Here is a 26457-nt window from a genome sequence, read left to right on the forward strand (position 1 = left end):
CAGGCCACCCGTGCCCTGATCGCAGACGATACGGCGTTCAAACTGTGAGCAATATCAGATTTTTCTGATTTTGACGCAGATGGCCAGAAGGATCAGTTCACCTGGAACTGGGCGCGGCAACCATCACTGACCCAGATGCCGCGGCGGTCCCAGCCCCAGGTCCGGCCCTCGATACAGGCACTGCGGGAGTCCTGCCGGATCAGGCGTACGCTGCGGCGGACGCGGGTGTCACAGTATTCCTGTCGATGGCCGTTGGAATGACAGGCGATGACTTCGCCACCGCGGCCATTGCCGTTGCCCCATCCACCACCCCAGCCGCCGCCACGACGCGACTCGCCGACGAACTCGGCCCGGCAGCCCCGGGTCACCCACACGCCGGAGCGTGACTGGCCCCAGGTCTCGCCCTCCACGCACGGCGAGCCGGACAACTGGCGGATCAGCCGGGGCCGCCCTTCAAGGCGGCACTCATTGCTGCGGTTCTTGACCGATTCGCATCGCACGATGCCGCTGCCGTCGCGGCCGCCATGGCGATCGTCGTCATAACCATAGTTCTGCGCCTGCGCGCCCCCGGCGGCGGCCAGCATCGGCAGCAGTGCGCAGGCCAGGGTGCGCCAGGTGAGTGCGTTGCCCATCGAGATCTCCAGATGAATGCGTGGCGGCAAGCATCCGGGATTCGCGGCGCGGCGCACAGAGGGCAACGTACCGTCGGTTCTTTCCCCATTCAAACAGCTCAACCGCGGCTGACTGCGCCGCAGGGTCGGCCGCTAGGTACCGATCCGCAGTACATCTACGGCACCCCCCAGTGCCTCCACACGCACGATGCAGTGCTGGCCCGTGCGGCGGTGATGTTCCTGGGCCAGTTCGGTGGCGACATCGAACGCGTCGGCGCCGCGGGCGAACGAGGCGGTGGTGCGCGCCTCGGGGTCCAGCACGAACCAGTGCTGGGCATTGCAGTGGACGGTAAACACCATGATCGACTCCAACGGAGGGAATGGACGCGGCGCCGGGATGAGGTGAGAGCGCCGATACCTGTTCAGGCTAGCGAGCGCTTCAGGCAGGGCCTATCAGATTTGTCCGAAAAATCCCCGCCGGCGGATCGGAATTCGCGCTTCGTCACATCCCTGAGCCCGTTCACCCCATGACTTTCGTGATTCTTGTCACGAAGTCAGCTTGGCTTCACACTATCGTCACCAACAGGGGCCCCTTCCACATGCGCACCTTCCAACCGCCGCAGCGCTCGACGCTGCTGAAGTTCTACTTCGCAGCCTGCTACCTGGTCCTGATCGAGGAACTGATCCGCGCGTCGATGAGTTGAGTGCTTGCCGCTGCTGCTGGCCCGCCGCACACTGGTGGTTTAGGCCACGGAGTGTCCTCGATGAAAGCCCTCATGCTGGCGCCGATGCTGCTGGCCCTGGCCGCCTGCGCGGCACCGCAACAGACGCCCGTGCGCGAAGCGGCAGCCACTTCCGCACCCGTAGTCGGCGGTGATCGCGATGCCCATGGCTGCATCGGCTCGGCTGGCTACCAGTGGTGCGAGCGCAGCCAGCGCTGCGAGCGCCCCTGGGAACTGGCCCAGGCGCAGGGCCTGGCCAACACCGCCGAGGCGATCGACGCCTACTGCGCGATGCCGGCACAGCCGGCGCGCAGATGAGTGCCGCCTCCATGACGGCGCTCAGTCCCCTGCCCACGCTTGCGCGCGGCCGCTATCGCCATTTCAAGGGCGGCGAGTATGAAGTGATCGACATCGTGCGCAGCAGCGAGACCCTGCAGCCGATGGTGCTGTACCGCGCACTGTATGGCGAAGGCGGATTGTGGGTGCGACCGTACGCCATGTTCGTAGAACAGGTACCGGGCGCACTTGGCCCACAGCCTCGTTTCGCACGTATCGAAGACTGAAGACTGCGCGTCTCGCGTGGCAGCGCACGCCTGCGCGCGCTGCCACGCAGGCAGCCGCTAGCTGACCTTCTTCGCGACGGTCATGCCCAGCAGGAACAGCACCACGGCAATGATGATGCCGGCCCAGAACAGGAACTTGGCGATACCCACCGCGGCACCCGCGATTCCGCCGAAGCCGAGCACGCCGGCGATCACACCGATGATGGCGAAGATGATGGCCCACTTGATCATGTCGATCCTTTCCCCACAGGGACTGAAAACAGTGCGATCAGCCTAGGCCGCAGCCGATGCCAGCCTCGTGAGGGAGCCGCGCGTGCGGCGTGAAGCCGCATACGGATCAACGGGGCCGGAAGCGCAGCAGGGCCACCGCGAACGCCAGGAACACGCTGCCCACCAGCCGCTCGAACCAGCGCCGGGCGAACGGCCGGCCGAGCCAACGGCGCAGGCCATGGCCACCGGCGGCATACATCACGTACCAGAACAGCTCGCAGCTGGCGAAGGTTGCCACCAGGACGCTGTACTGCACGGCCTGACCCCGCGCGGGATCGACGAACTGCGGCAGGAACGCCGTGGCGAACAGCAGCAGCTTGGGATTGCTCAGGCCCACCAGCAGGCCGCCGCGGAATACCGCCCAGGCTCCGTCCGCTGGCAGCACCGTCGCCGGGGCCTCAACGTCCACCGGCGCTGCCGGCCGGCTGCTGTCGCGCCACGCTTTCAGGCCCAGCCAGGCCAGGTAGGCCACGCCCAGATAGCGCAGCACTTCAAACAGCATGGGTGAGGAGTGCAGCAGTGCGCTCAACCCGGCGGCGGAGGCCGCCAGTACCGCCAGCATGGCCAGCAGGCAGCCGGCCATGGCCGGGAGGCTGGCGCGGAATCCCAGGCCGACGCTGCGTCCGAGGATATGCAGCATGTTCGGTCCAGGGGTGCCACACAGCACGAACACCGTAGCCAGGAACCACCACCAGGTCTGCAGGGACATTCGGCCATCCACGAAAGAGAACCGTCCCAGCATAGGCGGTGGCTCACCGCGACGTCACATACAGCGCGATGCCGATGCGACGGTTACAGGCGGCCACTCACGCATGAACCTGCCGTGCCGCGCGCAGCTCCGACCACGCCGTACCCAGCACGCGCATCGCCGACCGCAGAAACAGCACCAGCAGTGCGGCCGCCACCAGCAGATCGGGCCAGCCCGCACCGAACAGCGCCACCAGCCCTGCAGCCAGCAGCACCGCCGAGCCCTCGTACAGATCGTTGCGCGAGCACTCCCAGGCGGACGCCAGGTTGACGTCATCGTTGCGATAGGGTGTGAGCAGCCACAGGCACAGTGCATTGGCTGCCAGATTGAGCAGGGCGGCCAAGCCCATGCTGGCGAACAGCGGCACCTCCGGATGCAGCAGGCGCCAACCGATCTGCACCGCCACGGCCACCGCTGCGGCAAGGATCAGCAGCCCCTTGAACAGCGCCACACGTGCCTTGGCGACGATGCCCGCACCCACCACCGCGAGGCTGAGCGCATAGGTGGCCGCGTCGCCCAGATTATCCAGCGCACCGGACAGCAGTGACGAAGAATGGCTGTACCAGGCGGCCAGCACCATCATCGCGAACGTGGCAAGGTTGACCAGCAGCACGATCCGCAGCACGCGGCGGTGACGCGCCTGCATCGCCGCCAGGTCCATCGTCCTGCCGCAGCCACAGCATTCGCCCATCACCCTGCCCTCGATCATCGATGGCCGCATTATCGCGCCTGTCAGCGGTCGCGGCGACATCGCCGCCCGCCTGTGCTGCAATGGCGCCTCCCCACCTGGAGCGGCACATGAAGACCCTGGGCCTGATCGGCGGCATGAGCTGGGAGAGTTCGGCGCAGTACTACCGCCTCATCAACGAAGAGGTGCGCCGTCGCCTGGGGGCCGCGCACTCGGCGCAGCTGCTGATGTGGTCGGTGGATTTCGCTCCGATCAAGCAGTTGCAGCACGACGGCGACTGGGATGCGCTTGCGCGGCACATGGTGGATGCGGCAGAGCGGTTGCAGGCGGGCGGCGCCGATGTACTGCTGATCTGCACCAACACGATGCACGCGCTGACCGCACAGATCGAAGCAGCCTGCCCGCTGCCGCTGCTGCACATCGCCGACCCGACCGCCACCGCCATCGTGGCGGCCGGTTGGCGCAGGGTGGGCCTGCTCGGTACTGCTTTCACAATGGAACAGGACTTCTACCGGGGACGCCTGGCCGGTCGCTTCGGGCTGGAAGTGCTGGTACCCGACGCCGAAGATCGCCAGCAGGTCCACGACATCATCTACCAGGAGCTGATCGCCGGCGTGGTCAGCGAGCGCTCGCGACAGGTCTACGCAGACGTGATCGCGCGGCTGGTGGCGCGTGGTGCCGAAGCGATCATTCTCGGCTGTACCGAAATCATGCTGCTGGTACGTCCGCAGGACAGTGCGGTGCCGCTGTTCGACACCACCAGCCTGCACGCCCAGGCAGCGGTTGACGCCGCGCTGGCGGGATAGACGGCCGGCATGGACGCGATCACTCCGCCCCCTGCACTTCCAGCGCCGTGACCAGCCAATCCACCACCGCCTGCGAGTCGCACAGAAAGAAGATCGCATCGCCGGACCGGGCCTCGGTCAACAAGCGATAGACCGTGATCGCCACCGCCGACTGGTTGGCGATGAACACCTCGGGGCTGCGCGGCCCCTCGTTGTGCCGGGAAACGGTCTGCAATGCGCGGCGCGCGGCCACCGTTGCGGCCGGGTCGGCACTGCGGGTCAACTCGGGCCCACGCAGGCCCCAGCTGACAAAGACGTGCTTGCCCTTGAACGTGGTGTCCAGGACCTGCACCTCGGCGGCACCTGCCTCAGCCGAGCGATGAATGACGGTACTGCTGATCAACGCAACCCCCTGTGGTCGTCGTGGTCCGCGCATCCACCTCCACGGACCCGCTGCACGCCCATGACCGCAGCCACATGCTGCGCCAGCGGACGCGGAAGAGAGACGGAAGGAGAAACCGATGCGATCGGATGTGCAGCGATGATACGGGATGTCGGTCACGCATGGGCCGGCGTACGCGGCCGCATCGCCCATCGGTTCACCCACAAAAAAGCCCACGCATCGCTGCGCGGGCCTTCTGTTCCATCACAGTGGTCGGGACGGCCGGATTCGAACCGACGACCCTCTGCCCCCCAGGCAGATGCGCTACCAGGCTGCGCTACGCCCCGACTGATGCTGCGATGTTCCCGCCAGTGCGGCGGGGCGTGAAGTATAGCGGATCACGCGGGATTTGGGTCACCGGCGAAGCAATTGCAGCACTTCTTCCAGCTCCATCCGCACCTGCTTGATGATCTGGTTGCTCAGCGCCGATTCCTCGCGGGCATCGGGGCCCTCCAGACGCAGGCGGGCACCGCCGATCGTGTAGCCCTGTTCGTACAGCAGGCTGCGGATCTGCCGCACCATCAGCACGTCATGGCGCTGGTAGTAGCGGCGGTTGCCGCGGCGCTTGGCCGGCTCAAGGCTGGGAAACTCGGTTTCCCAGTAGCGCAGCACGTGCGGCTTGACGTCGCACAGCTCGCTCACCTCACCGATGGTGAAGTAGCGCTTGGCCGGGATCGGCGGTAGTTCGCGGTTACTGCCCGGATCCAGCATAAGCTTCCACCCTTTCCTTGAGCTTCTGGCCCGGACGGAAGGTGACCACCGTACGGGCGGAAATCGGAATTTCCTCGCCGGTCTTCGGATTGCGGCCCGGACGCTGGTTCTTGCGCCGCAGGTCGAAATTGCCGAAGCCCGACAGCTTCACCTGACGTCCCTGTTCCAATGCTTCACGCAGCACATCGAAAAACGCGTCGACGAATTCCTTGGCTTCACGCTTGTTCAGACCGACTTCGTCGAACAGCTTTTCCGCCATCTCCGCCTTGGTCAATGCCATTGCCTGCTACCCCCGAGTGCTGCCCGCTCAGCCGCGGATCCGGGCGTGGTGTTCACGCTCGATGGCGGTGACCGCCTCGGCCACCACCGCATCCACGTCGCGGTCCGTCAGAGTGCGCGACTTGTCCTGCAAAATCAAGCCCATAGCGAGACTCTTGAATCCCGGCTCGACCCCCTGGCCCACATAGCGGTCGAACAGGTTCAGCTCGCGCAGGAGCGGGCCGGCGGCCTGGCGGACCGTCGCGGCCAGATCGCTCCAGGCCACCTGCTCCGGCACCAGGAACGCCAGGTCGCGTCGCACCGCCGGGAAGCGCGACAGCTCGCCGGCACGCGGCAGGCGGCGCGCCGACAGCGGCTCCAGGTCCAGCTCGAAGGCGTAGACATCGGCCTCGATGTCCATCGCCTTGGCCAGGCGCGGGTGGATCTGGCCGATCCAGCCGATCGCAACGCCGTCGCGGAACACCTCGGCCGAGCGCGCCGGGTGGCCATGCGCACGGCTCGACGGGCGGAACTCCAGCGAGGCACCACTGGCAGCAGCCAGGGACTCCAGATCACCCTTCAGGTCATGGAAATCGACCTTGCGGGAAGGCAGTCCCCACTGCACCGCCTGCGCATCGCCGCACACCGCGGCAGCAACACGCGGAGTTTCCAGCGGCGCCGGCTGGCCCTCCCCGGCCTGGCGGGCGAACACGCGGCCGATCTCGAACAGGCGCACCCGGCCCAGCTGGCGCGCGGCATTGCGGCCCAGCGTGGCCACCAGGCCCGGCAGCAGCGACGGGCGCATCACCGCCAGTTCGGCCGACAGTGGATTGGCCAGCGGCACCAGATCGTCGCGCAGTTGCCACTGGGTCAGCAGCGCATCGTCGACGAAGGCGAAATTGAGGGTTTCCTGCAGGTCGCGCGCGATCAGCTGGCGACGCACGCTGAGGGTGTCGAGCCGGGTCTCGCTCGGCATCGCCACGCGCGCGGCACCGCCCGGCAGGGTGGTGGGAATCTGCTCGTAGCCATGGATGCGGGCCAGCTCTTCGATCAGGTCCTCTTCGATGGCGATATCGAAACGGCGGCTCGGTGCGGTGACCTGCCAGCCGTCCGCCGTGGCGACCACCTCCATGCCCAGCGCGCGCAGGATGCGCTCCACTTCGGCATCCTCGATGGTGATGCCGAGCACGCGGGTAATGCGCGCGCGGCGCAGCGCGATGGTGGCCGGCCGGGGCAGGTCAGCCTCGCGCACGGCCTCGGTGACCGGTGCCGGGGTGCCGCCGGCCAGGTCCAGCACCAGGCGGGTGGCGTACTCGATGGCGGTGCGCGGCAGCGCCGGATCGACGCCGCGCTCGAAGCGGTGGCCGGCATCGGTGTGCAGGCCCAGCTTGCGGCCACGGCCCATGATCGCTGCCGGCGCGAAGTGCGCAGCCTCCAGGAACACGCTGGTGGTCGCGTCGGTCACACGGGAGTCGAAGCCCCCCATCAGACCCGCCAGGCCCACCGCGCGATCAGCATCGGTCACGACCAGGAAACTGTCGTCCAGCACGGCATCGCGGCCATCGAGCAGCTTCAGGTTCTCGCCTGCGCGTGCGCGTCGCACGGCGATGCTGCCCTGCAGGGTGCCCAGGTCATAGGCATGCATCGGCTGACCCAGTTCCAGCATCACGTACTGGGTGATGTCGACCAGCAGCGACACCGGACGCACGCCACTGCGGCGCAGGCGCTCGGCCATCCACAGCGGGGTCTTCGCCGCAGGGTTCAGGCCCTCGATGACGCGCCCCAGGTAACGCGGCGCCTCGGCGCCGGCGTCGAGCCGGATCGACAGCTCTCGGCTGCCGACGGCGGCGACCGGTGCTGCAGCGAAGTCCAGCACCTGGCTGCGGGTGGCGGCCGCCACGTCGTAGGCGATGCCGCGCACGCTGAAACAGTCGGCACGGTTCGGGGTCAGCTTGATCTCGATGCTGGCATCGGGCAGGCCCAGGTAGTCGACCAGGGTCTGGCCGGCCGGGGCATCCGCGGGCAGTTCCAGCAGGCCGGAAGCATCGTTGTCCAGGCCCAGCTCCTTCGCCGAGCACAGCATGCCGTTGGACTCGACACCCCGCAGCTTGGCCGGCTTGATCTTCAGTTCGCCGATCTGCGCACCGACCATCGCCAGCGGCGCGAACAGGCCCGGACGTGCGTTCGGTGCGCCGCAGACGATCTGCAGCAGCTCGCCCTGCCCGGCATCGACCCGGCAGACCTGCAGGCGGTCCGCTTCGGGATGGCGCACGGCCTCGACGATGCGCGCCACCACCACGTGCTGCAGGCCCTCGCCCAACGCGGTCACGTCTTCCACTTCCAGGCCGATCGCGGTCAGCACCGCACTCAGCTCATCGCGCGACGCGCGGGTGGGGACGTGGCTGCGCAGCCAGTTTTCGGAGAATTTCATGTTGTCACCCTGGTGGACCCGGCGCAGGCGCCTGGGCCGTCGAATGTTTGAGTCCGCCAGGCTGGGCCCGGCGTTGCCGAATGCGTTACGCGAACTGCTTCAGGAAGCGCACATCGTTCTCGAAGAACGCGCGCAGATCGTTGACGCCGTAGCGCAGCATCGCGAAACGCTCCACGCCCATGCCGAAGGCGAAACCGGTGTAGCGCTCAGGATCGATGCCGACGCTGCGCAGCACGTTCGGATGGACCATGCCGCAGCCGAGCACTTCCAGCCAGCGGGTGCTGCCATCGGGCTGCTGCCAGGCGATGTCCACTTCCGCACCGGGCTCGACGAACGGGAAGTAGCTGGGACGGAAGCGCATCTCGAAGTCGCGCTCGAAGAAGGCACGGACGAATTCGGCAAGCGTGCCCTTCAGGTCGGCGAAGGTCGAGTGCTCGTCCACCAGCAGGCCTTCCACCTGATGGAACATCGGCGAATGGGTCTGGTCGCTGTCGCTGCGGTACACCTTGCCGGCGGCGATCATGCGCAACGGCGGCGCATGGTCGCCCATGTAGCGCACCTGCACACCGGAGGTATGAGTGCGCAGCAGGCGGCCGTCACCGAAGTAGAAGGTGTCATGCATGGCGCGCGCCGGGTGGTGCGGCGGGAAATTCAGCGCCTCGAAGTTGTGCCAGTCATCCTCGATCTCCGGCCCTTCCGACAACTCGTAGCCCAGTCGGCCGAAGATGCCGGTGATGCGCTCCAGGGTACGGGTGATCGGGTGCAGGCCGGCGCGTTCGCCATTGCGGCCCGGCAGGGTGATGTCGATGGCTTCGGCGGCCAGGCGCGCATCCAGTGCCGCATCCTCCAGCAGCGCCTTGCGCTCGCCCAGCGCGCGGGTCAGTGCGTCGCGGGCCTGGTTGATCGCTTCACCGGCGGCCTTGCGCTCGTCGGCCGGCAGGGCGCCGAGCTGCTTGAGCTGCGCAGTGATGCTGCCGCTCTTGCCGAGCAGGGCCACGCGCAGTTGCTCCAGCACGTCGGGGCTCTGTGCAGCGGCCACCTCGGCCAGCGCCTGGGTGGTGAGGGATTGGATGTCGCTCATGGGGGGCCGGAACTCCAGTCGATCTGCCATCGCGGCAGGCGAAGGGCCGACCCCTGTCGCCACCGCCGTCCCCGCGTCGCCGTGGCCACGCCGGGACCCAAAAAAGAATGGGGAAGGACTTGCGCCCTTCCCCATGCATTGCCTTGACCTGACACCGTTCCGGATGAACGGCAACGGCATCGGGAAGGACTTATGCCGCCAGCGCGCCCTTGGCCTTTTCGGCCAGCGCGGCAAAGCCGGCTGCGTCGTGCACGGCGATGTCAGCCAGGACCTTACGGTCCAGGGTGATGCCGGCCTTCAGCAGGCCGTTCATGAAGCGGCTGTAGCTCAGACCATTGATGCGGGCAGCCGCATTGATGCGGGTGATCCACAGCGAACGGAAGTTGCGCTTCTTCTGCTTACGGCCGATGTAGGCGTACTGCTGTGCCTTGATGACCGCCTGCTTGGCGACGCGGAAGACCTTGCGGCGGGCGTTGTAATAGCCCTTGGCGAGATCCAGAATCTTCTTGTGGCGGCGACGCGCCTGTACGCCACGCTTAACTCGTGCCATTTTTCAGTTCCTCAGAGGTAAGGGAGCATGCGGTCCAGACGGCCTGCGTCTTCTGCACGGACATGGCCCGTCTGACGCAGATTACGCTTACGCTTGGTCGCTTTCTTCGTGAGGATGTGGCTACGGTTGGCGTGGCCGCACTTGTACTTGCCCGAGGCGGTCTTGCGGAAACGCTTGGCCGCTGCCCGGTTGGTCTTGATCTTGGGCATTGCAATGTCCTTGATGGGATTTGACCCTGGTTTCTGACTGATCTGGCGGCGGCCTGGGCCGCTCTTTCCGTCCTGCCATGATCGGCGTACGACCCGTCCTGGGTGGGTCGAGCCGGGCATGATACAGGCAAAACCGCCCTGCCACCAGCCCCAGCACCCCTTGCGCCGGCATTTCACCGGCATCCTGCAAAAGCAAAGGGACGCCAGTGGCGTCCCCTTACCCTGAACCATTCAGCCAGGCGCCCCGGAAGGCGGCCCGTCAGGCCTCAGGTCTTCTTCTTCGGCGCGATCATCATGACCATCTGACGCCCTTCCAGGCGCGGACGGGATTCAATGACGATGTCCTCGCCCAGATCGGTCTCGATCCGGTTGGCCATTTCGCGACCCAGTTCCTGGTGGCTCATTTCACGGCCACGGAAACGGATGTTGACCTTGATCTTGTCGCCTTCTTCAAGGAACCCGCGCATCTTGCGCAGCTTGATCTGGTAGTCGCCCTCGTCCGTGACCGGACGGAACTTCACTTCCTTGATCTCGACCTGCTTGGTCTTCTTCTTGGCCTCGCTGGCCTTCTTCTGCGCTTCGAACTTGAACTTGCCGAAGTCCATGATCTTGCAGACCGGCGGATCGGCCTGCGGCTGGATTTCGACCAGGTCCAGGCCTTCATCTTCGGCCATGGACAGCGCTTCGTCGCGCGACAACACGCCGATCATTTCTCCGTCACTGCCGATCACGCGGACGCGCGGCACACGGATTTCCTGATTCTTGCGGTTCTGTTTGTTGTCAGGGGTGCTGATATTACGTTCTCCCAAGGGTATCGAACCGGTCCGGGTGCCTGTGCCCCCCGGACCGGACCTTTGCTTACGCGCCCTCGGCCTGGAGCCGCTCGATGAAGGCCTGCAGGCTCATGCTGCCCAGGTCTTCGCCAGAACGCGTACGCACCGCCACAGCCCCATTTTCCTTCTCGCGGTCACCAATGACCAGCAGGTAGGGCACGCGCTGCAACGTATGCTCGCGGATTTTATAGCCGATCTTCTCGTTACGCAAATCCGAGCTGACGCGGAAGCCTTGCTCCGCAAGGGTTTTGGTCACGCCCGAGACGTAGTCGGCCTGGGCGTCGGTAATGTTGGCCACCACCACCTGGGTCGGCGCCAGCCAGGCCGGGAACTGGCCGGCATGGTGCTCGATCAGGATGCCGATGAAACGCTCCATGGAGCCGACGATCGCCCGGTGCAGCATGACCGGGTGCTTCTTCTGGCTGTTCTCGTCCACGTACTCGGCGCCCAGGCGGCCGGGCATCATGAAGTCGACCTGCATCGTGCCCAGCTGCCAGGTACGGCCGATGGCGTCCTTCAGGTGGTACTCGATCTTCGGGCCGTAGAAGGCGCCCTCGCCCGGCAGTTCCTGCCACTCCACGCCGCAGCTGGCCAGCGCCGAGCGCAGTGCGCCCTCGGCCTTGTCCCAGGTGGCGTCATCGCCCAGCCGCGATTCCGGCCGCAGCGCGATCTTGATCTGGATCTCCTCGAAGCCGAAGTGCCGGTAGACCGCCAGCGCCTGCTGGTGGAAGGCGGTCACTTCCGACTCGATCTGCGCCTCGGTGCAGAACACATGGCCGTCGTCCTGGGTGAAGCCGCGCACGCGCAGGATGCCGTGCAGTGCGCCGGAGGGCTCGTTGCGGTGGCAGGAACCGAACTCACCGTAGCGGATCGGCAGGTCGCGGTAGCTGTGCAGGCCCTGGTTGAACACCTGGACGTGGCCCGGGCAGTTCATCGGCTTGACCGCGTAGGTGCGCTTCTCCGACTCGGTGAAGAACATGTTGTCCTGATAGTTGTCCCAGTGACCGGACTTCTTCCACAGGCTCACGTCCAGGATCTGGGGGCAGCGCACTTCGCCATAGCCGCTGTTGCGATAGACCTTGCGCATGTACTGCTCGACCACCTGCCACAACGCCCAGCCCTTGGGGTGCCAGAACACCAGGCCCGGCGCCTCTTCCTGCAGGTGGAACAGGTCCTGCTGCTTGCCGATGCGGCGGTGGTCGCGCATTTCGGCTTCCTCGATGCGCTTGATGTAGGCATCGAGCTGCTTCTTGTCGGCCCAGGCGGTGCCGTAGATGCGCTGCAGCTGCTCGTTCTGCGCGTCACCACGCCAGTACGCACCGGAAATGCGGGTCAGCTTGAAGGCCTTCAGGAAGCGCGTGTTCGGCACGTGCGGGCCACGGCACATGTCCACATACTCCTGGTGGTAGTACATGCCCATGGCCTGGATGTCGTCGGACATGTCCTCGATCAGGCGCAGCTTGTAGTCCTCGCCACGCGCCTTGAAGATCTCGATCACTTCCGCGCGCGGCGTCATCTTCTTGATGACGTCGTAGTCCTGGGCGATCAGTTCACCCATGCGCTTCTCGATCGCGGCCATGTCGTCCGGGGTGAACGGGCGCTCGGAGTAGATGTCGTAGTAGAAGCCCTCGGCGATGACCGGGCCGATGACCATCTTCACGTCCGGGTACAGCTGCTTGACGGCATGGCCGACCAGGTGAGCGCAGGAGTGGCGGATGATCTCCACGCCCTCCTCGTCCTTGGCGGTGATGATGCGCAGGCTGGCATCGTGATCGATGACGTCGCTGGCATCGACCAGCACGCCATCGACCGAGCCGGCGATGGTCGCCTTGGCCAGGCCGGCACCGATCGACTGGGCGACGTCCATGACGCTGACGGGGTTTTCGAACTCGCGGCGGCTGCCGTCGGGAAGGGTAATGTTGATCATCGCAGTGGCTTCGTGCGGGGGCCCGCGCTGCGGGCTGGAAAGCGGCTCCGGGCAGGCGCCCGGGCAATAAAAAAGCGCCGCGAGGGCGCCTGGAACGCAGGGCCTTCGGGGGCAGGTCAACCGTGGGCGGTGGTAGTGCTCATGTCGCACGCTCGGCCGGCGCTGGGCGCGGGCCACCTTGTTCCAGTCAGGATAATGACTGCGATTTTAGACCAGTGCGCGGGAAAGCCCAAGCACTCCCCGTCGCGCCCCTGAATGGCCGTCGCTGGCAGCCTGAAATCGCAATGATTACCATATCCAGGCAGCCCGCCCCGTGCCAGCCTGCCCGCTTTCCCCCAGGACCTCGTGATGCGCCACCCGCTCCGACCGGCGAACGCCGGCCCCGCCCGTGTCCCGCGTTCGCCGCCCTCGCGCCGCGCAGGCTGCCGGCAATGATCACTGTCGGCCTTTCCACGCTCGGCTTCTGCAGCCTGGGCGTGCTGTCTGCGATGTTCTCGGCGACGGCCTTCTATGCCGCCTCGCCGCATTGCCGCTGGCCGCGCCTGCGCCGGGCTGGCCGGCTTGGCCGACAGATCGGCCTGGTTGCCGCTGCGGCCGCACTGTGGCTGTGGATGGCCGAACTGGGCTTCGCCGCCGGGCTGGTGGCGATGCTGTGCACCTGGATGCTGGCGGCGATGCTGCTGCCGGCCGTCGCCGCCTGGCACCGCCCAGGTACGGAGCCGCGCTGATGTGGGCCCGCGCCCTCGCCGGCATCTTCGCCGGCTTCCTGCTGGCCGCGGCCGCCACCGGACTGGTGGCCTGGCTGCCGCCCGGCCCATGGCAGCACGCCCTGGTACCGGCCCTGATCGCCTTCATCCCGCTGTGGATGCTGGCCGCCCTCTGGGCGTTCAGCTTCCGCCGCGCCGCGCACGCCTGGCTGGCCCTGGCCGGCAGTGCTGGCGCCGGCTTTGCCGTGCTCGGCCTGCTGCGCCTGGCCGGTGCGGTGCAATGAGACCGTCCCCATGAAGTTCTCCTCGCAGACGCTGCGCACGTTCACCACCCTGCACACCTGGGTCGGCCTGGTCGCCGGCTTCGGCCTGTTCGTGGCCTTCTATGCAGGCGCCCTGACGCTCTTCCACCATGACCTGCCGTTGTGGCAGACGCCGGGCGCGGCGACGGCATTGCCCGCGGACCTGGATGACGCACAGCACCTGCTCGAGGACGTGCTGGCAGCCCACGCGGAGGCACGCCGCCATGTCGGCATGACCTTCCCCGGCACCGACCATCCGCAGCCGCTGGCCTACTGGCAGACCGATGACGGCAGCTGGCGCTATGCGTGGCCGGGACACACCGCCGGCAGCCCGACGCCGCCGCAGACCGGTCTGGCCGAACTGGTCAACGAGCTGCATTACAGCCTGGGCCTGCCGGTGGCCGGCGTGTATGTGATGGGCATCGTCAGCCTGCTGTACGGCATGGCCCTGCTCAGCGGCCTGGTGATCCACCTGCCGAAACTGCTGGGTGACCTGTTCGCGTTGCGCCCGGGCCGCAACCTCAAGCAGCAGTGGCAGGATGCGCACAACGTGATCGGCGTGCTCAGTCTGCCCTTCCATCTGATGTTCGCCGTTACCGGCGCCCTGCTCTGCCTGGCGTTCGTACAGATGGCACTGCTCAATCCGCTGATCTTCGATGGCAAACTGCTGCAGGCCGTGCCGACCGCGATGGATACCGCTCCGGTGCGCGAGGCCAGCGGCGTTCCGGCACCGCCGGGCAGCCTGCAGGTCCTGCATGCGCGCGCCCTGGAAGTGGCCCGCGCACAGGGCGTGGCCAACTTCGAACCGGCCTATCTGAAACTGGCCAATGGTGGCGACGCCAAGGCCACCATCGAGATCACCGGCGAATCCACCGGCACGCTGGGCCCACTGGGCGCGGTCGCCCTGGACGTGGCCACCGGCGACGTGCTGGCCACGCAGCTGCCGGGCCAGCGCGATGCCAATCACGCTACGCTGAGCGCCGCCTATGCGCTTCATTTCGGTGAGTTCGGCAACGGCGTGGTGGTCTGGTTGTACTTCCTGATGGGGCTCGGCGGCGCCTTCCTGTTCTATTCCGGCAACCTGCTGTGGATCGAATCGCGACGCAAGCGACGCCAGCCCGAGCAGTCGCGTGCGGCCGTCAACATGGCGCGTGCCACCGTCGGTGTCTGCATCGGCCTGTGCGTGGCGATCTCGTTGGCGTTCGTGGTGGCGCTGGTGCTCGAACGCGCAGCACCCGCGGCGGTCGACCCGGGCATCCGTTGGGCCTGTTTCAGCAGCTGGGCCGCGTGCGCGCTGTGGGCATTCCTGCGCAGGCCCGCACAGGCTGCCCGGGAACTGCTGTGGGCCGCTGCGGCCGCGACCGCGCTGGTGCCGGTCCTGCATGGTGCATTGAACGGTGACTGGCTGTGGCGTGCCGCCGCTGCCGGGCACTGGCCGCTGTTCTGGATCGACGCCGTCGCCCTGGCGATGGCCTTCGGCTTTGCGCGCCTGGCGCTGGCCAGCCAACGCCGGGCGCGCAACGGCGACCCCAACAGCGTCTGGGCCGACTGACCGCCCCGCCGGGCCATGCCGGCGGAGCGCGGCGCCTTCAATCGCCCACGCGGGCCTTGTGCCAGGGCGCCAGCATCGCGTTGAGCAGGCTGGCCTGTTCATCGTCGCCGGTCAGCTCCCACATGAAGACACCGGCCAGCCCCTGTTCGCGGGCGAACTGCGCCCGCAGGCCGATCGAACGCGGGTCTTCATAGCTGATGAAGACGTTCTCCCGCGGGTTGTACAACCACGGGCTCTGCGCCTGCGGGTGCCAGTGCCTGGTCCAGCCCGGCTGATCGAGGTAACGCGCCTTGATCACCCGCCAGTCGCCGGCATCGGCCGGCGCACTGTAAGCCTGGTACAGGCCGTCGGCAGTCTCCCCGGTCACCTTGAAGCCGCGCCCGTAGAACGGCACGCCCAGCACCAGTTTGTCCGCCGGCACGCCATGTTCGCGGTAGTACCGCACCGCACCGGCCACGTTGTTCCAGCGCCGCAGTTCCGGCGCCAGCGGGTCGGCCGGCACTTCATGCAACGGCGCGTTGAAGGTCGACACGGCCGAGAAACCGGTACCCATGTCGTAGCTCATCAGGTTGATGAAATCGAGTATCCGGGCCAGCGCAGGCAGGTCATAGCTGGCGGCGGGATCATAGGGGCCATCGGTCTGCAGCCGGCCAGCGGCCAGCGCGGCGGTCAGCAGCATCGGCTGCCCTGCCCTGTGCCCGTACGTATCGAGCGCGGTACGGAACGCCTGCGCCAGGCGCGTCATGTTGGCCCGGTCCTGCGGACGATGCGCCAGTTCCTTCGGGCCGCCACTGACCGGGAACTCCCAGTCGATGTCCACGCCATCGAAGCTGCCTGCGTGCCGCTCGAAGAACAGCGTCATGCAGGAGTCGACCAGGCGCCTGCGGCTGGCTTCGGTCAGCGCGGCATCGGAGAACCCACCGGCGCCCCAGCCGCCGATCGAGATCAGCGTGCGCAGATGCGGATGCGCTTTTTTCAGGTCAGCCAGCTCGGCAACGTTCTTCGATGCGTCCGCACCGATCACGCATCGGCCGTCTTCGATGGTGGAGAACGCGTAGAACAGATGCGTCAGGCGCTCGGCTGGAATGCTCGAAACCGGATAGCGCCCGGCCGAGCCACCGGGGTAGTAGGCGCCGAAGATCGGCGACTGCGCCGGCGCAGCGTGCACTGCGCCGGGCACGGCAGCGGTGACGAGTACGGCAAGGACGGCCAGGGTCTGGCGGAACATGGGATCTCCCGGTTCGAAGGCGCAGCCACGGTAGCAAACCGATCACGCCCCGGCGCGGCTTCATCGAATGTCGTCCACTGGACAGGCACGGACGCCCGCAGGATGACATCGGCATGTCCCTGACGCCCCACGGCAGGACAGCGCGCTGCCGTCGCCGGTACTGACCCTTCAGAATTCTTCAGACACGCTTCCAGCACTTCAGCGAAGGACCGGGCTCAATCCAGTCTCCTTTCCGATGGAGCCCGACCATGCGTCCGTTGATGTCCTTCCTCCTTGTGCTGCTGGCATTCATACCCCACACCACCGGCGCCGCAACGCCTGCCTCCGTCCGCCTGCCCGCCCTGGAGCAGGCCATCGCCCGCGATGACCTCAAGCAGATCCGCAGCGTGCTGCTGCAGGTCGACGGCAACGTCGTCTACGAGGGCTACTTCAACGGCGCGGACGCGGGCACCCTGCACGATGTGCGCTCGGCCAGCAAAAGCGTGACCGCACTGCTGATCGGCGCCGCCATCGGCGAGGGGGCGCTGCCGGGCGTGCAGGCCCGGGTCTACGACTACTTCCCCGGATTCACCGCGCGCCACGTCGTCGACCCGCGCCTGCGCGCCATCACCCTGCAGGATCTGCTGACCATGAGCAGCCTGTGGGAATGCGACGACGAGAACCCGTTCTCGAGCGGCCACGAAGAGCGCATGTACGTGAGCGAGCGCTGGCTGGACTTTGCCCTGTCCCTGCCTGTGAAGGGCTTCGCGCCCTGGATGCAGCGACCGGAGGACAGCCCTCATGGCCGTTCCTTCGCGTACTGTACGGCCGACTCGTTCGTGCTCGGCGCCGTGCTCGAGAGGGCCACCGGCATGCCACTGTCGGACTATGCCGCCCGGGCACTGGAGCGTCCGCTGGGCATCACCGAGAGCCACTGGAACCGTTCACCGGAGGGCATCGGAATGGGAGGCGGCGGCACGCGCTACCGCAGCCGCGACCTGGCGCGGCTGGGGCAGCTGGTGCTGGATCAGGGGCGCGGCAATGGCCGGCAACTGGTTCCCCGCGATTTCATCGCTGCAATGATCCAGCCACAGGCCCGCACTGGCGATGGCAGCGAGTACGGCTACCAATGGTGGGGCCTGCAGCTGACGGTGCAGGGCAGGCAGCGGACCGTGTGGGCGATGTCCGGCAACGGCGGCAATTATGTCTTCCTGATTCCTGACAGGAATGCCGTGGCCGTCGTCACCAGCCAAGCCTACAACCGCAGCTTCGCCCATCCGCAGTCGCGGCGGATTCTCACTGAGTTCCTGCTTCCGGCACTGCGCTGAGACCGGACAGATCGGAGGGTCGCCATGCGGCGGCGAGGACCTGCGCGCGCTGCCTGGCGACATCCGCATCGATACGCGCCAGCAGCGGCTCCCACTCCGGCGCGCTGCGCAGCGGAGCATACAGCGGCGTGGCACGCAGCCATGCCGCATCGCGGAAGCCATCGTCCACCGCCTGGTGCAGCGCGGCCACGGCGGCCTTCGCATCACCCACCGACTGCAACAGCAGAGCCCGCTCGAGCGCAGCATCGGCCCAACCATCACCACTCCCCGCCGGCAGGCGCTGCAATCGCGCACGTGCCCATGCCGGATCGATGGCCGTCGATCCGTACAGGCCCGCCAGCGTCTCTCCCAACGATTGCTGCGGCCGCAGCCGGTGCGCCGTCGCGAACGCCTCGGCCGCCGCCGCGGTGTCACCGGCCAGCAATGCCAGTTCTCCCTGTAGGCGCAGCAGCTGGGGGTGTGGTGTGCCACGCGTCAATGCGATGGCCAGCTCCTCCCGGGCGCGCCCGGCGGCCCCGGCAACGTACAGGCTGCGCGGCCACGCGATGTTGGCGAACACGTTGTCCGGGTAAAGCTGGAAGTTGCGCGCATGGCGCTGCGCTGCCGCCTGGGTGAAACCGAGCAGTTCCATTTCGCGCGCCACCTGCACATCACGGAAGCGGATGCGTTCGGGTGCCTTGAGTGCGAGGTTGGCGCGCAGCGCCAGCGACAGGCGGCCCTGCTCCTGCTGCAGGTAGGCCAGCGATGCGCGGGTGCGCTCGTCCGCAGGATCGAGCTGGATCGCGCGCGCGTAGTCGGCTACCGCATCGTCCATCCGCCCAAGGCAATCATGCGCATACCCGCGCAGGGCGTACGTAGCACCGTCATGCGGCGCCCGTGCACGTTCGGAGTTGGCCAGCGCCAGCGCTTCGCGCATCTGCTGCGGAGAACCGTTGAACAGGCATCCCTGCGCCGACAATGCACGTGCCAGCCCACGCCGGGCCGCGCTGGATTCTGGATCGACCTGGAGTGCCTGGCGGTAGAGGGCGATCGCGCGTTCGTTGTTGCTCGCCTGGCCGATGCCGGCGTAATAGTCCGCGCGCTGCAGCAGGGACGTCGCTGCGGCGGGCGGAGCCTGGTCCGGCCACGCCAGCACCGCCACCGCCAACCCGCCCACCGCCACCAGCGCTGCAGCCCACCACCAGCGCCCTCGTGACGATCCGATCACTGGCGGCGGTGCCATCGGTATCGGTGCGGCGCACAGCTGATAGCCGCGCCCGCGCACCGAACGGATGTAGCGCGGCCGACGGCTGTCATCGCCGAGTGCCTGCCGCAGCAGTTTCACCCGCTGACTGACCGCATCCTCACCAACCACCGCAGGTGCCCAGACCTGGGCCGCCAACGTGTCGAAATCCACCACACGGGTGCCGTGTGCAAGCAGCACGTCGAACAGGGTCCAGCTCAGGCCACTGATGGGCAGGGCCTCACCGGCCCGGCTCACGCGCTGCGCCGGGCGGTCGATGTCCAGGTCGAGCAGGCGCAGGAGGTCCATGACAACAGCATAGCGGCAAGCCCGCTCAGGATGCCGGACAAAGAAAAAGCGGGCCGAAGCCCGCTTTCTCATTCCAGCGATGTCAGCGGCGGTGCTCAACCCGGGTTGACACCTGCCGTGATCGACCGTGGGTCGATCATTCGGCGCTGGCGCCCTCGCCTTCTTCCACGGCCTTCATCGACAGACGGATACGGCCCTGCTTGTCGACTTCCAGCACCTTGACCTTGACCACATCGCCTTCCTTCAGCTTGTCGCCGACCTTCTCGACGCGCTCGCTGGAGATCTGCGAGACGTGGACCAGGCCGTCCTTGCCCGGCAGGATGGTGACGAACGCACCGAAGTCCATGATCTTGGCGACCTTGCCTTCGTAGATGCGGCCCGGCTCGACGTCCGAGGTGATCTGCTCGATGCGGGCCTTGGCGGCCTGGGCAGCGATCGCGTTGACCGACGCAATGACGATGGTGCCGTCATCCTGGATGTCGATCTGGGTGCCGGTTTCCTTGGTGATGGCCTGGATGGTCGAGCCACCCTTGCCGATCACTTCGCGGATCTTGTCCGGGTGGATCTTGATGGTCAGCAGGCGCGGCGCGTAGTCGGACAGTTCCGAACGCGGAGCGGTCAGGCCGTGGGCCATTTCGCCCAGGATGTGCAGACGGCCAGCCTTGGCCTGCTGCAGCGCCTGCTTCATGATCTCTTCGGTGATGCCTTCGATCTTGATGTCCATCTGCAGGGCAGAGATGCCCTCAGCGGTACCGGCCACCTTGAAGTCCATGTCGCCCAGGTGATCTTCGTCACCCAGGATGTCGGACAGGACGACGAAGCGGTCGCCTTCCTTGACCAGACCCATGGCGATACCCGCCACCGGGGCCTTCACCGGCACGCCGGCGTCCATCAGGGCCAGCGACGAACCGCAGACCGAGGCCATCGACGAGGAACCGTTCGACTCGGTGATTTCCGAGACGACGCGGATGGTGTACGGGAAGGCTTCCAGCGACGGCATGACAGCCAGCACGCCGCGCTTGGCCAGGCGACCGTGGCCGATCTCGCGGCGCTTCGGACCCATCATGCGGCCGCACTCACCCACCGAGAACGGAGGGAAGTTGTAGTGGAACAGGAAGTTTTCCTTGTACTCACCGGCAACGGCATCGATGACCTGACCGTCGCGGGCGGTGCCCAGGGTGATGGTCACGATGGCCTGGGTTTCGCCGCGGGTGAACAGCGAGGAGCCGTGGGTACGCGGCAGCACGCCGGTCTTCACGGAGATCGGGCGGACGGTATCCAGCGCACGGCCGTCGATGCGGACCTTGGTGTCCAGCACCGAGTCGCGCATGGTGCGGTATTCCAGTTCGCCGAATTCCTTCGACAGCTCGGCCGGGTTCCAGCCTTCGGCAGCCACGCGGCCGGCCAGGGCTTCGACCACGTCCTTCTTGATCGCCGAGATGGCGTCGCGACGCTGCAGCTTGTCACGCACCTGGAAGGCTTCGCCCAGGCGCGGGCCGATGGCTTCCTTCAGGGCGGCGATCAGCGCTTCGTTCTTGGCCGGGGCTTCCCAGGTCGACGGCTTGGTGCCGGCTTCGACGGTCAGCTCGTTGATCGCGTTGATGACCTTCTGCATTTCGCGGTGACCGAAGGTCACGGCGCCCAGCATCACTTCTTCCGACAGCAGCGCGGCTTCGGATTCGACCATCAGCACGGCGTTGGAGGTACCGGCAACGACCAGTTCCAGCTGCGAGTCAGCCAGTTCACTGACGGTCGGGTTCAGGATGTACTCGCCGTTCTTGTAACCGACCTTGGCAGCGCCGATCGGACCCATGAACGGGGTGCCGGCCAGAGCCAGGGCCGCCGAAGCACCGATCAGGGCCGGAATGTCACCGTCCACGTCCGGGTTCAGCGACATCACCGTGGCGATGATCTGCACTTCGTTCTTGTAGTCTTCCGGGAACAGCGGACGGATCGGACGGTCGATCAGACGCGAGATCAGGGTTTCCTTCTCGGTCGCACGGCCTTCGCGCTTGAAGAAACCACCCGGAATGCGGCCGCCGGCGTAGAACTTCTCCTGATAGTCGACGGTCAGCGGGAAGAAGTCCTGGCCTTCGCGCGCGCTCTTGGCGGCGACGGCGGTGACCAGCAGTACGGTGTCGTCCATCTTGACGATGACGGCGCCGCTGGCCTGACGGGCGACTTCGCCGGTCTCAAGCGTGACGGTGTGCTTGCCGTACTGGAAGGTTTTGGTGATTTTTGCCACGGAGGGTGTCCTTGGGGATGCTGTCTGCGAATTTGGACCGTCGGCGACCCTTGCCGCCAGCGGGTGACCGGATCGTTCCGGCCTGAATCGGGGATTGCGGTACTACAAAACAAAACCGCGGCGCATCGCTGCGCCGCGGGGGATTCGTTGCTTAGCGACGCAGGCCAAGCTTCTCGATCAGGGCCTTGTAACGCTCGACGTCCTTCTTCTTCAGGTAGTCGAGCAGGCTGCGACGGCGGTTGACCATCTGCAGCAGGCCGCGGCGGCTGTGGTGATCCTTCTTGTGGGTCTTGAAGTGGCCGGTCAGCAGTTCGATGCGGGCGGTCAGCAGGGCCACCTGGACTTCCGGGGAGCCGGTGTCGGCGGCGCTGCGCTTGTTGTCTTCAATGACCTTCTGGGTGTCGATCGACATGTCTTTTTCTCAGTGATGCGTGGCCGGCAGGAACGCGCTTCGCGCACCGCCAGGCTCGCCGTGGACTACAGGGATGAAACCTGCGCGGGGCAGGCTGCCAGAAAATGGCCGCGAAATTGTAACGGCCAGGGGCTCCGGGGACAAGGACCGGGGCTGAACCGCCCCGCCCTGCTCAGAGGTTGAAGCGGCGCTGCGGGGCAAGCAGGCCACTGTCATCGACCTGACCGAGGCCCTGGACAGCGGCGTCCGGACCGAACACCGCCACCAGACCGCGCGGCCAGCCGGCATCGCGCAACCGCTGTCCCATGCAGAACCGTTGCGTCTGGCCGGCGTCCAGCTCGACCCGCGGATACCCGGCCAGACCGTCGGCCAGCGGCAGCAGCAGCGCATCCATGGCCGCCAGGTCACCCGTTTCGACCATGGCCCGCAGCTGGTCCAGGGTGACCATCGCCGGCTCGCGGAACGGCTCCACCCACAGCCGGCGCAGGGCGCTGATGTGCGCACCACAGCCCAGCGCCTCGCCGAGATCACGCGCCAGGCTGCGGATGTAGGTACCCGAGCCACAGGTGACGCGCAGGCGCAGCCGCTCGGGCTGCTGTTCCAGGACCTCGATGGCATGCACCTGGACCTGCCGCTCCGGCGCCTCGATGGCGTCGCCGCGGCGGGCCTTCACGTACAGCGGCTCGCCTCCCTGCTTCAGCGCTGAATAGATCGGGGCCCGCTGGCGGATGCTGCCGGTCAGCGGTGCCAGCGCGGCCTGCAGGACGTCAGCAGTGATCTGCGGCACCGGGCGCTGCAGCAGCACCTCGCCTTCGGCGTCATCGGTGTCGGTGGTCTGGCCGAGCACGATCTCGGCGTCATAGGCCTTGGCCGAGCCCAGCAGCAGGCCGGCGATCTTGGTCGCCTCGCCGAAGCACAACGGCAGCAGGCCGGTGGCCAGCGGGTCGAGACTGCCGGTATGCCCGCCCTTCTCGGCACGGAACAGGCGGCGCGCCACCTGCAGGGCAGCGTTGGAGCTCATGCCGGTCGACTTGTCGAGCAGCAGGATGCCGTCCAGGCGGCGGAACTGAATTCGGGTCATGACAGATACGGGTGTAGCGCCGGACCATGCCCGGCAAGCGCGCGGCGCGGCCTGCATCAGACATCGCGCAGCCGGAATGCAGCAACGCCGGGCATGCCCGGCGTCGCGCGGTTATTCTTCGTCGCTTTCGCGGCGCTTCTCGGCAGCCACGGTGTCGGGCAGATCGCGCAGGATGTTGTCGATGTGCTCGCCCCGATCAACCGAGTCGTCGTAATGGAAATGCAGCTCCGGCACGTGGCGCAGCTTCATCGCCCGGGCCAGGTCCATGCGCAGGCGATAGCCCAGTTCCTTCAGGCCGGCCACCGCTTCGGCCGAACGTTCCGGCATCAGCGCGGTGACGAAGACCTTGGCATGGGCCATGTCGCGGGTGATTTCCACGTCGGACACGCTCACCGAGGGCAACCCGTGCTCGCGCACGGCGTTGTGCACCAGGGTGCCGAGTTCACGGCGCAGCTGGGCGGAGACACGGTCGGTTCGATGGAAAGTCTTGGGCACGCGGTCGGGCTCTTGAATTGAATGTGACCCGACCAAGGTCGGGCCCTACCGGGAGAGACGGCCCGACCGGGGTCGGGCGCCACCAGGGGTGGACCCGCCCGCGAGGGCCGGTCCGTTGCAGCATTACAGGGTACGCGGCACTTCGATGCGCTCGAAGCACTCGATCTGGTCGCCCGGCTTGACGTCGTTGTAAGCCTTCACGCCGATACCGCATTCGGTACCGTTGCGGACTTCCTCGACGTTTTCCTTGAAGCGACGCAGCGATTCCAGCTCGCCTTCGAACACCACCACGCTGTCGCGCAGGACGCGGATCGGCTTGCTGCGCTTGACCACGCCTTCGATGACCATGCAGCCGGCGACGGCGCCCAGCTTGGAGCTGCGGAAGACATCGCGAACCTCGGCGATACCGATGATCTCTTCGCGGATCTCCACGCCCAGCAGACCGGAGGCTACCTGCTTCACCTGATCGATCACGTCATAGATGATCGAGAAGTAACGCAGGTCCACGCCGTTGGATTCGATGATGCGACGGGCCGAAGCATCCGCACGCACGTTGAAGCCGATGACGGTGGCCTTGGAGGCGGCAGCCGAATTGGCGTCCGACTCGGTGATGCCGCCCACGCCGGAGTGGATCACGTTGATGCGGATGTCGTCGTTGGACAGCGCAACCAGCGCCTGGCTCAGCGCCTGCACCGAACCCTGCACGTCGGCCTTGATGACCAGGTTGAGGACCTGCTGGCCCTCACCCTTGCCCAGGGTCGCCATGATGTCTTCCATCCGGCTGCCCGCCGTGGCGACCAGGCGCGACTCGCGGCGCTTGGTCTCACGCTGCTGGGCAACGTCCTTGGCCAGACGCTCGTCCTCGACCACCACGAAGTCGTCACCGGCTTCCGGCACGCCGGACAGGCCCAGGACCTGCACCGGGATGGACGGGCCGGCAAACTCCGGCTGCTTGCCGGTTTCGTCGAACAGCGCTCGCACGCGGCCGTACTGGATGCCGCACACCAGGTAATCGCCCTTCTTCAGGCGGCCCTGCTGCACGAGCACGGTGGCGACCGGGCCGCGGCCCTTGTCCAGCGACGATTCAATCACCACGCCGGACGCGCGGCCTTCATCGACAGCCTTCAGCTCCAGCAGTTCGGCCTGGATCGAGATGGCGTCCAGCAGGTCGTCGATGCCCAGGCCGGTCTTGGCCGAGATCTCCACCATCTGGGTGTCGCCACCGAAGTCTTCGGCCACGACCTGCTCGGTCAGCAGTTCGTTCTTGACCCGCATCGGATCGGCGTCGGACTTGTCGATCTTGTTGATTGCCACGATCAGCGGCACGCCGGCGGAACGGGCATGCTGGATCGCTTCCTTGGTCTGCGGCATCACGCCGTCATCGGCAGCGACCACCAGCACCACGATATCGGTCAGCTTGGCACCGCGGGCACGCATCGAAGTGAAGGCTGCGTGGCCCGGGGTATCCAGGAAGCTGATCACGCCCTTCGGCGTATCCACGTGGTACGCACCGATGTGCTGGGTGATGCCGCCGGCTTCGCCGGTGGCGACCTTGGTGCGGCGGATGTAATCCAGCAGCGAGGTCTTGCCGTGGTCGACGTGGCCCATGATGGTGACCACCGGCGGGCGCTGCACGGCTTCGCCCTGGTTTTCACCGGTCGATGCCAGCAGTGCGTCTTCGGCGTCGTTGTCGTTGGCACGGATCGCCTTGTGGCCGAGTTCCTCGGTCACCAGCGCCGCCGTGTCGTGGTCGATGGACTGGGTGATGGTGGCCATCACGCCCATCTTGAACAGCGCCTTGACCACCTCGCCGCCCTTCAGCGCGAGCTTCTGCGCCAGGTCGGCCACGGTGATCGTGTCGCCGATCGCCACTTCACGCACGACCGGTGCGGTCGGACGTTCGAAGGCATGCGGACCGGCGTTGCTGCCACCGCGCGACATGTCGCGACGGCCGCCGGCCTGGTTCCGGCCGCCCGGACGACCACGGGTCGTGCTGTTGCTGTTGCCACGACGTGCACGGTCGGCGGCCGACAGGTGCATCTGGCCGGAGAAACGATCGCCCGGGCCACGCTCGTTGCGCGGCGCGCTGCGGTTGTTGCGGTCGTCGCTGCGTGGCGGAGCGCCACGCGGGGCAGCCGGGGCTGCGGCCGGGGTACGCGGCGGACGCGGTGCGGTTTCGTCGATCGGAGCGCGCGTCTTCGGCTGGCTGGCGGCCAGCGCCTCGGCGGCCTTGGCGGCAACCGCTGCTTCCTCTGCAGCCTTCTTCTCGGCTTCGGCACGCTCCTTGGCGGCAATCTCTTCCTCGCGTGCACGGACGATGGCCTCGTCGCGCAGACGGTCCTTCTCGGCCAATGCCTGCTGTTCGGCGAGGTTGCGGGCGCGCGACTCTTCCAGCTTGCGCAGGATGTCGGCGCGCTCTTCGTCCGGAGTCATCGCACGACCACCATCGGACTTGACGTAGGTACGCTTCTGGCGCACCTCGACATTCACGGTCGTCTTGCTGCGACCGGAATTGACCGTCACTTCCTGCTGTTTACGGCGGTTGAGGGTGATCTTCTTTGCAGACTGATCGGTCTCTTCCGGCGCCTGCTCGGGCTTGCCGTGCGAACGACGAAGGAAGCCCAGGAGCTTCACCTTCTCGGTGCTGGTCACGACCTGGTCGGGACCGCTGAACTTCATGCCGGCACCGGCCAGCTGTTCAAGCAGTTTTTCGACCGGTGTGTTGACCAGTTCGGCAAGCTTGCGGATGGTGGTTTGCTGCGACATTC

Annotated in this window: 28 protein-coding genes and 1 tRNA gene; 7 read left to right on the forward strand and 22 right to left on the reverse strand. The window is 66.8% G+C overall.

Annotated elements, in window-relative coordinates; genetic code table 11:
- Positions 1–92: 92 nt before the first annotated feature.
- Complete coding sequence (locus N7367_RS09330) at positions 93–632, reverse strand: DUF3011 domain-containing protein (RefSeq protein ID WP_111186452.1); 540 nt, start codon at positions 630–632, stop codon at positions 93–95.
- 132 nt (positions 633–764) lie between these two features.
- Complete coding sequence (locus N7367_RS09335; RefSeq protein ID WP_279942246.1) at positions 765–971, reverse strand: hypothetical protein; 207 nt, start codon at positions 969–971, stop codon at positions 765–767.
- A 404-nt stretch (positions 972–1375) separates the two neighbouring features.
- On the opposite strand from N7367_RS09335, the gene N7367_RS09340 reads away from it, so the two are divergent.
- Both N7367_RS09340 and N7367_RS09345 read left to right on the forward strand, forming a co-directional pair.
- Positions 1376–1651: a hypothetical protein gene (locus N7367_RS09340; RefSeq protein WP_053518696.1), complete on the forward strand. Its 276-nt coding sequence runs from the start codon at positions 1376–1378 to the stop codon at positions 1649–1651.
- An 11-nt stretch (positions 1652–1662) separates the two neighbouring features.
- Positions 1663–1896, forward strand: a complete 234-nt coding sequence (locus N7367_RS09345; protein WP_053518695.1) for a DUF1653 domain-containing protein — start codon at positions 1663–1665, stop codon at positions 1894–1896.
- Positions 1897–1953: 57 nt separating this feature from the next.
- On the opposite strand, the gene N7367_RS09350 is transcribed toward N7367_RS09345, so the two are convergent.
- The 3 genes from N7367_RS09350 to N7367_RS09360 form a co-directional block, all read right to left on the reverse strand.
- Positions 1954–2127, reverse strand: a complete 174-nt coding sequence (locus N7367_RS09350) for a DUF1328 domain-containing protein (RefSeq protein ID WP_006380555.1) — start codon at positions 2125–2127, stop codon at positions 1954–1956.
- A 106-nt stretch (positions 2128–2233) separates the two neighbouring features.
- Entirely contained in the window at positions 2234–2875 is a 642-nt protein-coding gene (locus N7367_RS09355) for a LysE family translocator (RefSeq protein WP_065175529.1), read from the reverse strand.
- Between the two features lie 97 nt (positions 2876–2972).
- Positions 2973–3605: a cation transporter gene (locus N7367_RS09360; RefSeq protein ID WP_080375309.1), complete on the reverse strand. Its 633-nt coding sequence runs from the start codon at positions 3603–3605 to the stop codon at positions 2973–2975.
- A 107-nt stretch (positions 3606–3712) separates the two neighbouring features.
- Here N7367_RS09360 and N7367_RS09365 point away from each other — a divergent pair, with 107 nt between their 5' ends.
- On the forward strand, positions 3713–4408 hold the full coding sequence (locus N7367_RS09365; protein ID WP_053518692.1) for an aspartate/glutamate racemase family protein: 696 nt from the start codon (positions 3713–3715) through the stop codon (positions 4406–4408).
- Between the two features lie 19 nt (positions 4409–4427).
- Here N7367_RS09365 and N7367_RS09370 read toward each other — a convergent pair whose 3' ends face one another.
- From N7367_RS09370 to thrS, 10 genes are all read right to left on the reverse strand, one after another.
- A complete protein-coding gene (locus N7367_RS09370) occupies positions 4428–4823 on the reverse strand; it encodes a hypothetical protein (protein ID WP_065181907.1) in 396 nt (131 codons plus the stop codon).
- Positions 4824–5039: 216 nt separating this feature from the next.
- Positions 5040–5116 (reverse strand) — tRNA-Pro (locus tag N7367_RS09375).
- 67 nt (positions 5117–5183) lie between these two features.
- Entirely contained in the window at positions 5184–5540 is a 357-nt protein-coding gene (locus N7367_RS09380; protein ID WP_053518690.1) for a MerR family transcriptional regulator, read from the reverse strand.
- Entirely contained in the window at positions 5521–5820 is a 300-nt protein-coding gene (locus tag N7367_RS09385) for an integration host factor subunit alpha (protein WP_005410432.1), read from the reverse strand. Before N7367_RS09385 ends, N7367_RS09380 begins: the two co-directional genes overlap by 20 nt.
- 27 nt (positions 5821–5847) lie before the next feature.
- The gene (gene pheT / locus N7367_RS09390; RefSeq protein WP_279942247.1) at positions 5848–8229 is read right to left on the reverse strand and encodes a phenylalanine--tRNA ligase subunit beta; all 2382 of its coding nucleotides are present in this window, start codon (positions 8227–8229) and stop codon (positions 5848–5850) included.
- Between the two features lie 85 nt (positions 8230–8314).
- Complete coding sequence (locus N7367_RS09395) at positions 8315–9310, reverse strand: phenylalanine--tRNA ligase subunit alpha (protein WP_065181862.1); 996 nt, start codon at positions 9308–9310, stop codon at positions 8315–8317.
- A gap of 190 nt (positions 9311–9500) precedes the next feature.
- Positions 9501–9860 (reverse strand): 50S ribosomal protein L20, encoded by a 360-nt coding sequence (rplT, locus tag N7367_RS09400; RefSeq protein WP_005410435.1) that lies wholly within the window; start codon positions 9858–9860, stop codon positions 9501–9503.
- A gap of 11 nt (positions 9861–9871) precedes the next feature.
- Positions 9872–10069, reverse strand: coding sequence for a 50S ribosomal protein L35 (gene rpmI / locus N7367_RS09405; RefSeq protein WP_005410436.1), 198 nt, complete (start codon positions 10067–10069; stop codon positions 9872–9874).
- A gap of 266 nt (positions 10070–10335) precedes the next feature.
- The gene (infC, locus tag N7367_RS09410) at positions 10336–10863 is read right to left on the reverse strand and encodes a translation initiation factor IF-3 (RefSeq protein ID WP_075076340.1); all 528 of its coding nucleotides are present in this window, start codon (positions 10861–10863) and stop codon (positions 10336–10338) included.
- 64 nt (positions 10864–10927) lie between these two features.
- Positions 10928–12829 carry a threonine--tRNA ligase gene (gene thrS / locus N7367_RS09415; protein WP_065175534.1) on the reverse strand — a complete coding sequence of 634 codons (1902 nt, stop codon included), beginning with the start codon at positions 12827–12829 and terminating at the stop codon, positions 10928–10930.
- A 431-nt stretch (positions 12830–13260) separates the two neighbouring features.
- On the opposite strand from thrS, the gene N7367_RS09420 reads away from it, so the two are divergent.
- The 3 genes from N7367_RS09420 to N7367_RS09430 are packed head-to-tail and all read left to right on the forward strand — an operon-like array spanning position 13261 to position 15390.
- Positions 13261–13557: a hypothetical protein gene (locus tag N7367_RS09420; RefSeq protein ID WP_180876053.1), complete on the forward strand. Its 297-nt coding sequence runs from the start codon at positions 13261–13263 to the stop codon at positions 13555–13557.
- Positions 13557–13820 (forward strand): hypothetical protein, encoded by a 264-nt coding sequence (locus tag N7367_RS09425; protein ID WP_053518684.1) that lies wholly within the window; start codon positions 13557–13559, stop codon positions 13818–13820. Before N7367_RS09420 ends, N7367_RS09425 begins: the two co-directional genes overlap by 1 nt.
- Before the next feature lie 10 nt (positions 13821–13830).
- A complete protein-coding gene (locus N7367_RS09430) occupies positions 13831–15390 on the forward strand; it encodes a PepSY-associated TM helix domain-containing protein (protein ID WP_128988813.1) in 1560 nt (519 codons plus the stop codon).
- A 37-nt stretch (positions 15391–15427) separates the two neighbouring features.
- Here the strand turns inward: N7367_RS09430 and N7367_RS09435 are convergent, their stop codons facing one another.
- On the reverse strand, positions 15428–16618 hold the full coding sequence (locus tag N7367_RS09435; protein WP_279942248.1) for a glycoside hydrolase family 18 protein: 1191 nt from the start codon (positions 16616–16618) through the stop codon (positions 15428–15430).
- A gap of 260 nt (positions 16619–16878) precedes the next feature.
- On the opposite strand from N7367_RS09435, the gene N7367_RS09440 reads away from it, so the two are divergent.
- Entirely contained in the window at positions 16879–17925 is a 1047-nt protein-coding gene (locus tag N7367_RS09440) for a serine hydrolase (RefSeq protein WP_231108689.1), read from the forward strand.
- Here N7367_RS09440 and N7367_RS09445 read toward each other — a convergent pair.
- The 6 genes from N7367_RS09445 to infB form a co-directional block, all read right to left on the reverse strand.
- Complete coding sequence (locus N7367_RS09445; protein WP_279942249.1) at positions 17894–19456, reverse strand: winged helix-turn-helix domain-containing protein; 1563 nt, start codon at positions 19454–19456, stop codon at positions 17894–17896. The two genes, N7367_RS09440 and N7367_RS09445, sit on opposite strands and share 32 nt — an antisense overlap.
- 136 nt (positions 19457–19592) lie before the next feature.
- Positions 19593–21701, reverse strand: a complete 2109-nt coding sequence (pnp, locus tag N7367_RS09450) for a polyribonucleotide nucleotidyltransferase (RefSeq protein WP_053518678.1) — start codon at positions 21699–21701, stop codon at positions 19593–19595.
- 151 nt (positions 21702–21852) lie between these two features.
- Positions 21853–22113, reverse strand: coding sequence for a 30S ribosomal protein S15 (gene rpsO, locus N7367_RS09455; protein WP_005417886.1), 261 nt, complete (start codon positions 22111–22113; stop codon positions 21853–21855).
- A 172-nt stretch (positions 22114–22285) separates the two neighbouring features.
- Positions 22286–23194, reverse strand: coding sequence for a tRNA pseudouridine(55) synthase TruB (gene truB / locus N7367_RS09460; RefSeq protein WP_065181858.1), 909 nt, complete (start codon positions 23192–23194; stop codon positions 22286–22288).
- 111 nt (positions 23195–23305) lie between these two features.
- Positions 23306–23689 (reverse strand): 30S ribosome-binding factor RbfA, encoded by a 384-nt coding sequence (rbfA, locus tag N7367_RS09465; RefSeq protein ID WP_053518676.1) that lies wholly within the window; start codon positions 23687–23689, stop codon positions 23306–23308.
- Between the two features lie 123 nt (positions 23690–23812).
- Positions 23813–26455 carry a translation initiation factor IF-2 gene (gene infB / locus N7367_RS09470; protein WP_053518674.1) on the reverse strand — a complete coding sequence of 881 codons (2643 nt, stop codon included), beginning with the start codon at positions 26453–26455 and terminating at the stop codon, positions 23813–23815.
- Positions 26456–26457 lie beyond the last annotated feature (2 nt).

The sequence above is a fragment of the Stenotrophomonas sp. GD04145 genome (assembly GCF_029835135.1).
Classification (GTDB): Bacteria; Pseudomonadota; Gammaproteobacteria; order Xanthomonadales; family Xanthomonadaceae; genus Stenotrophomonas; species Stenotrophomonas maltophilia_P.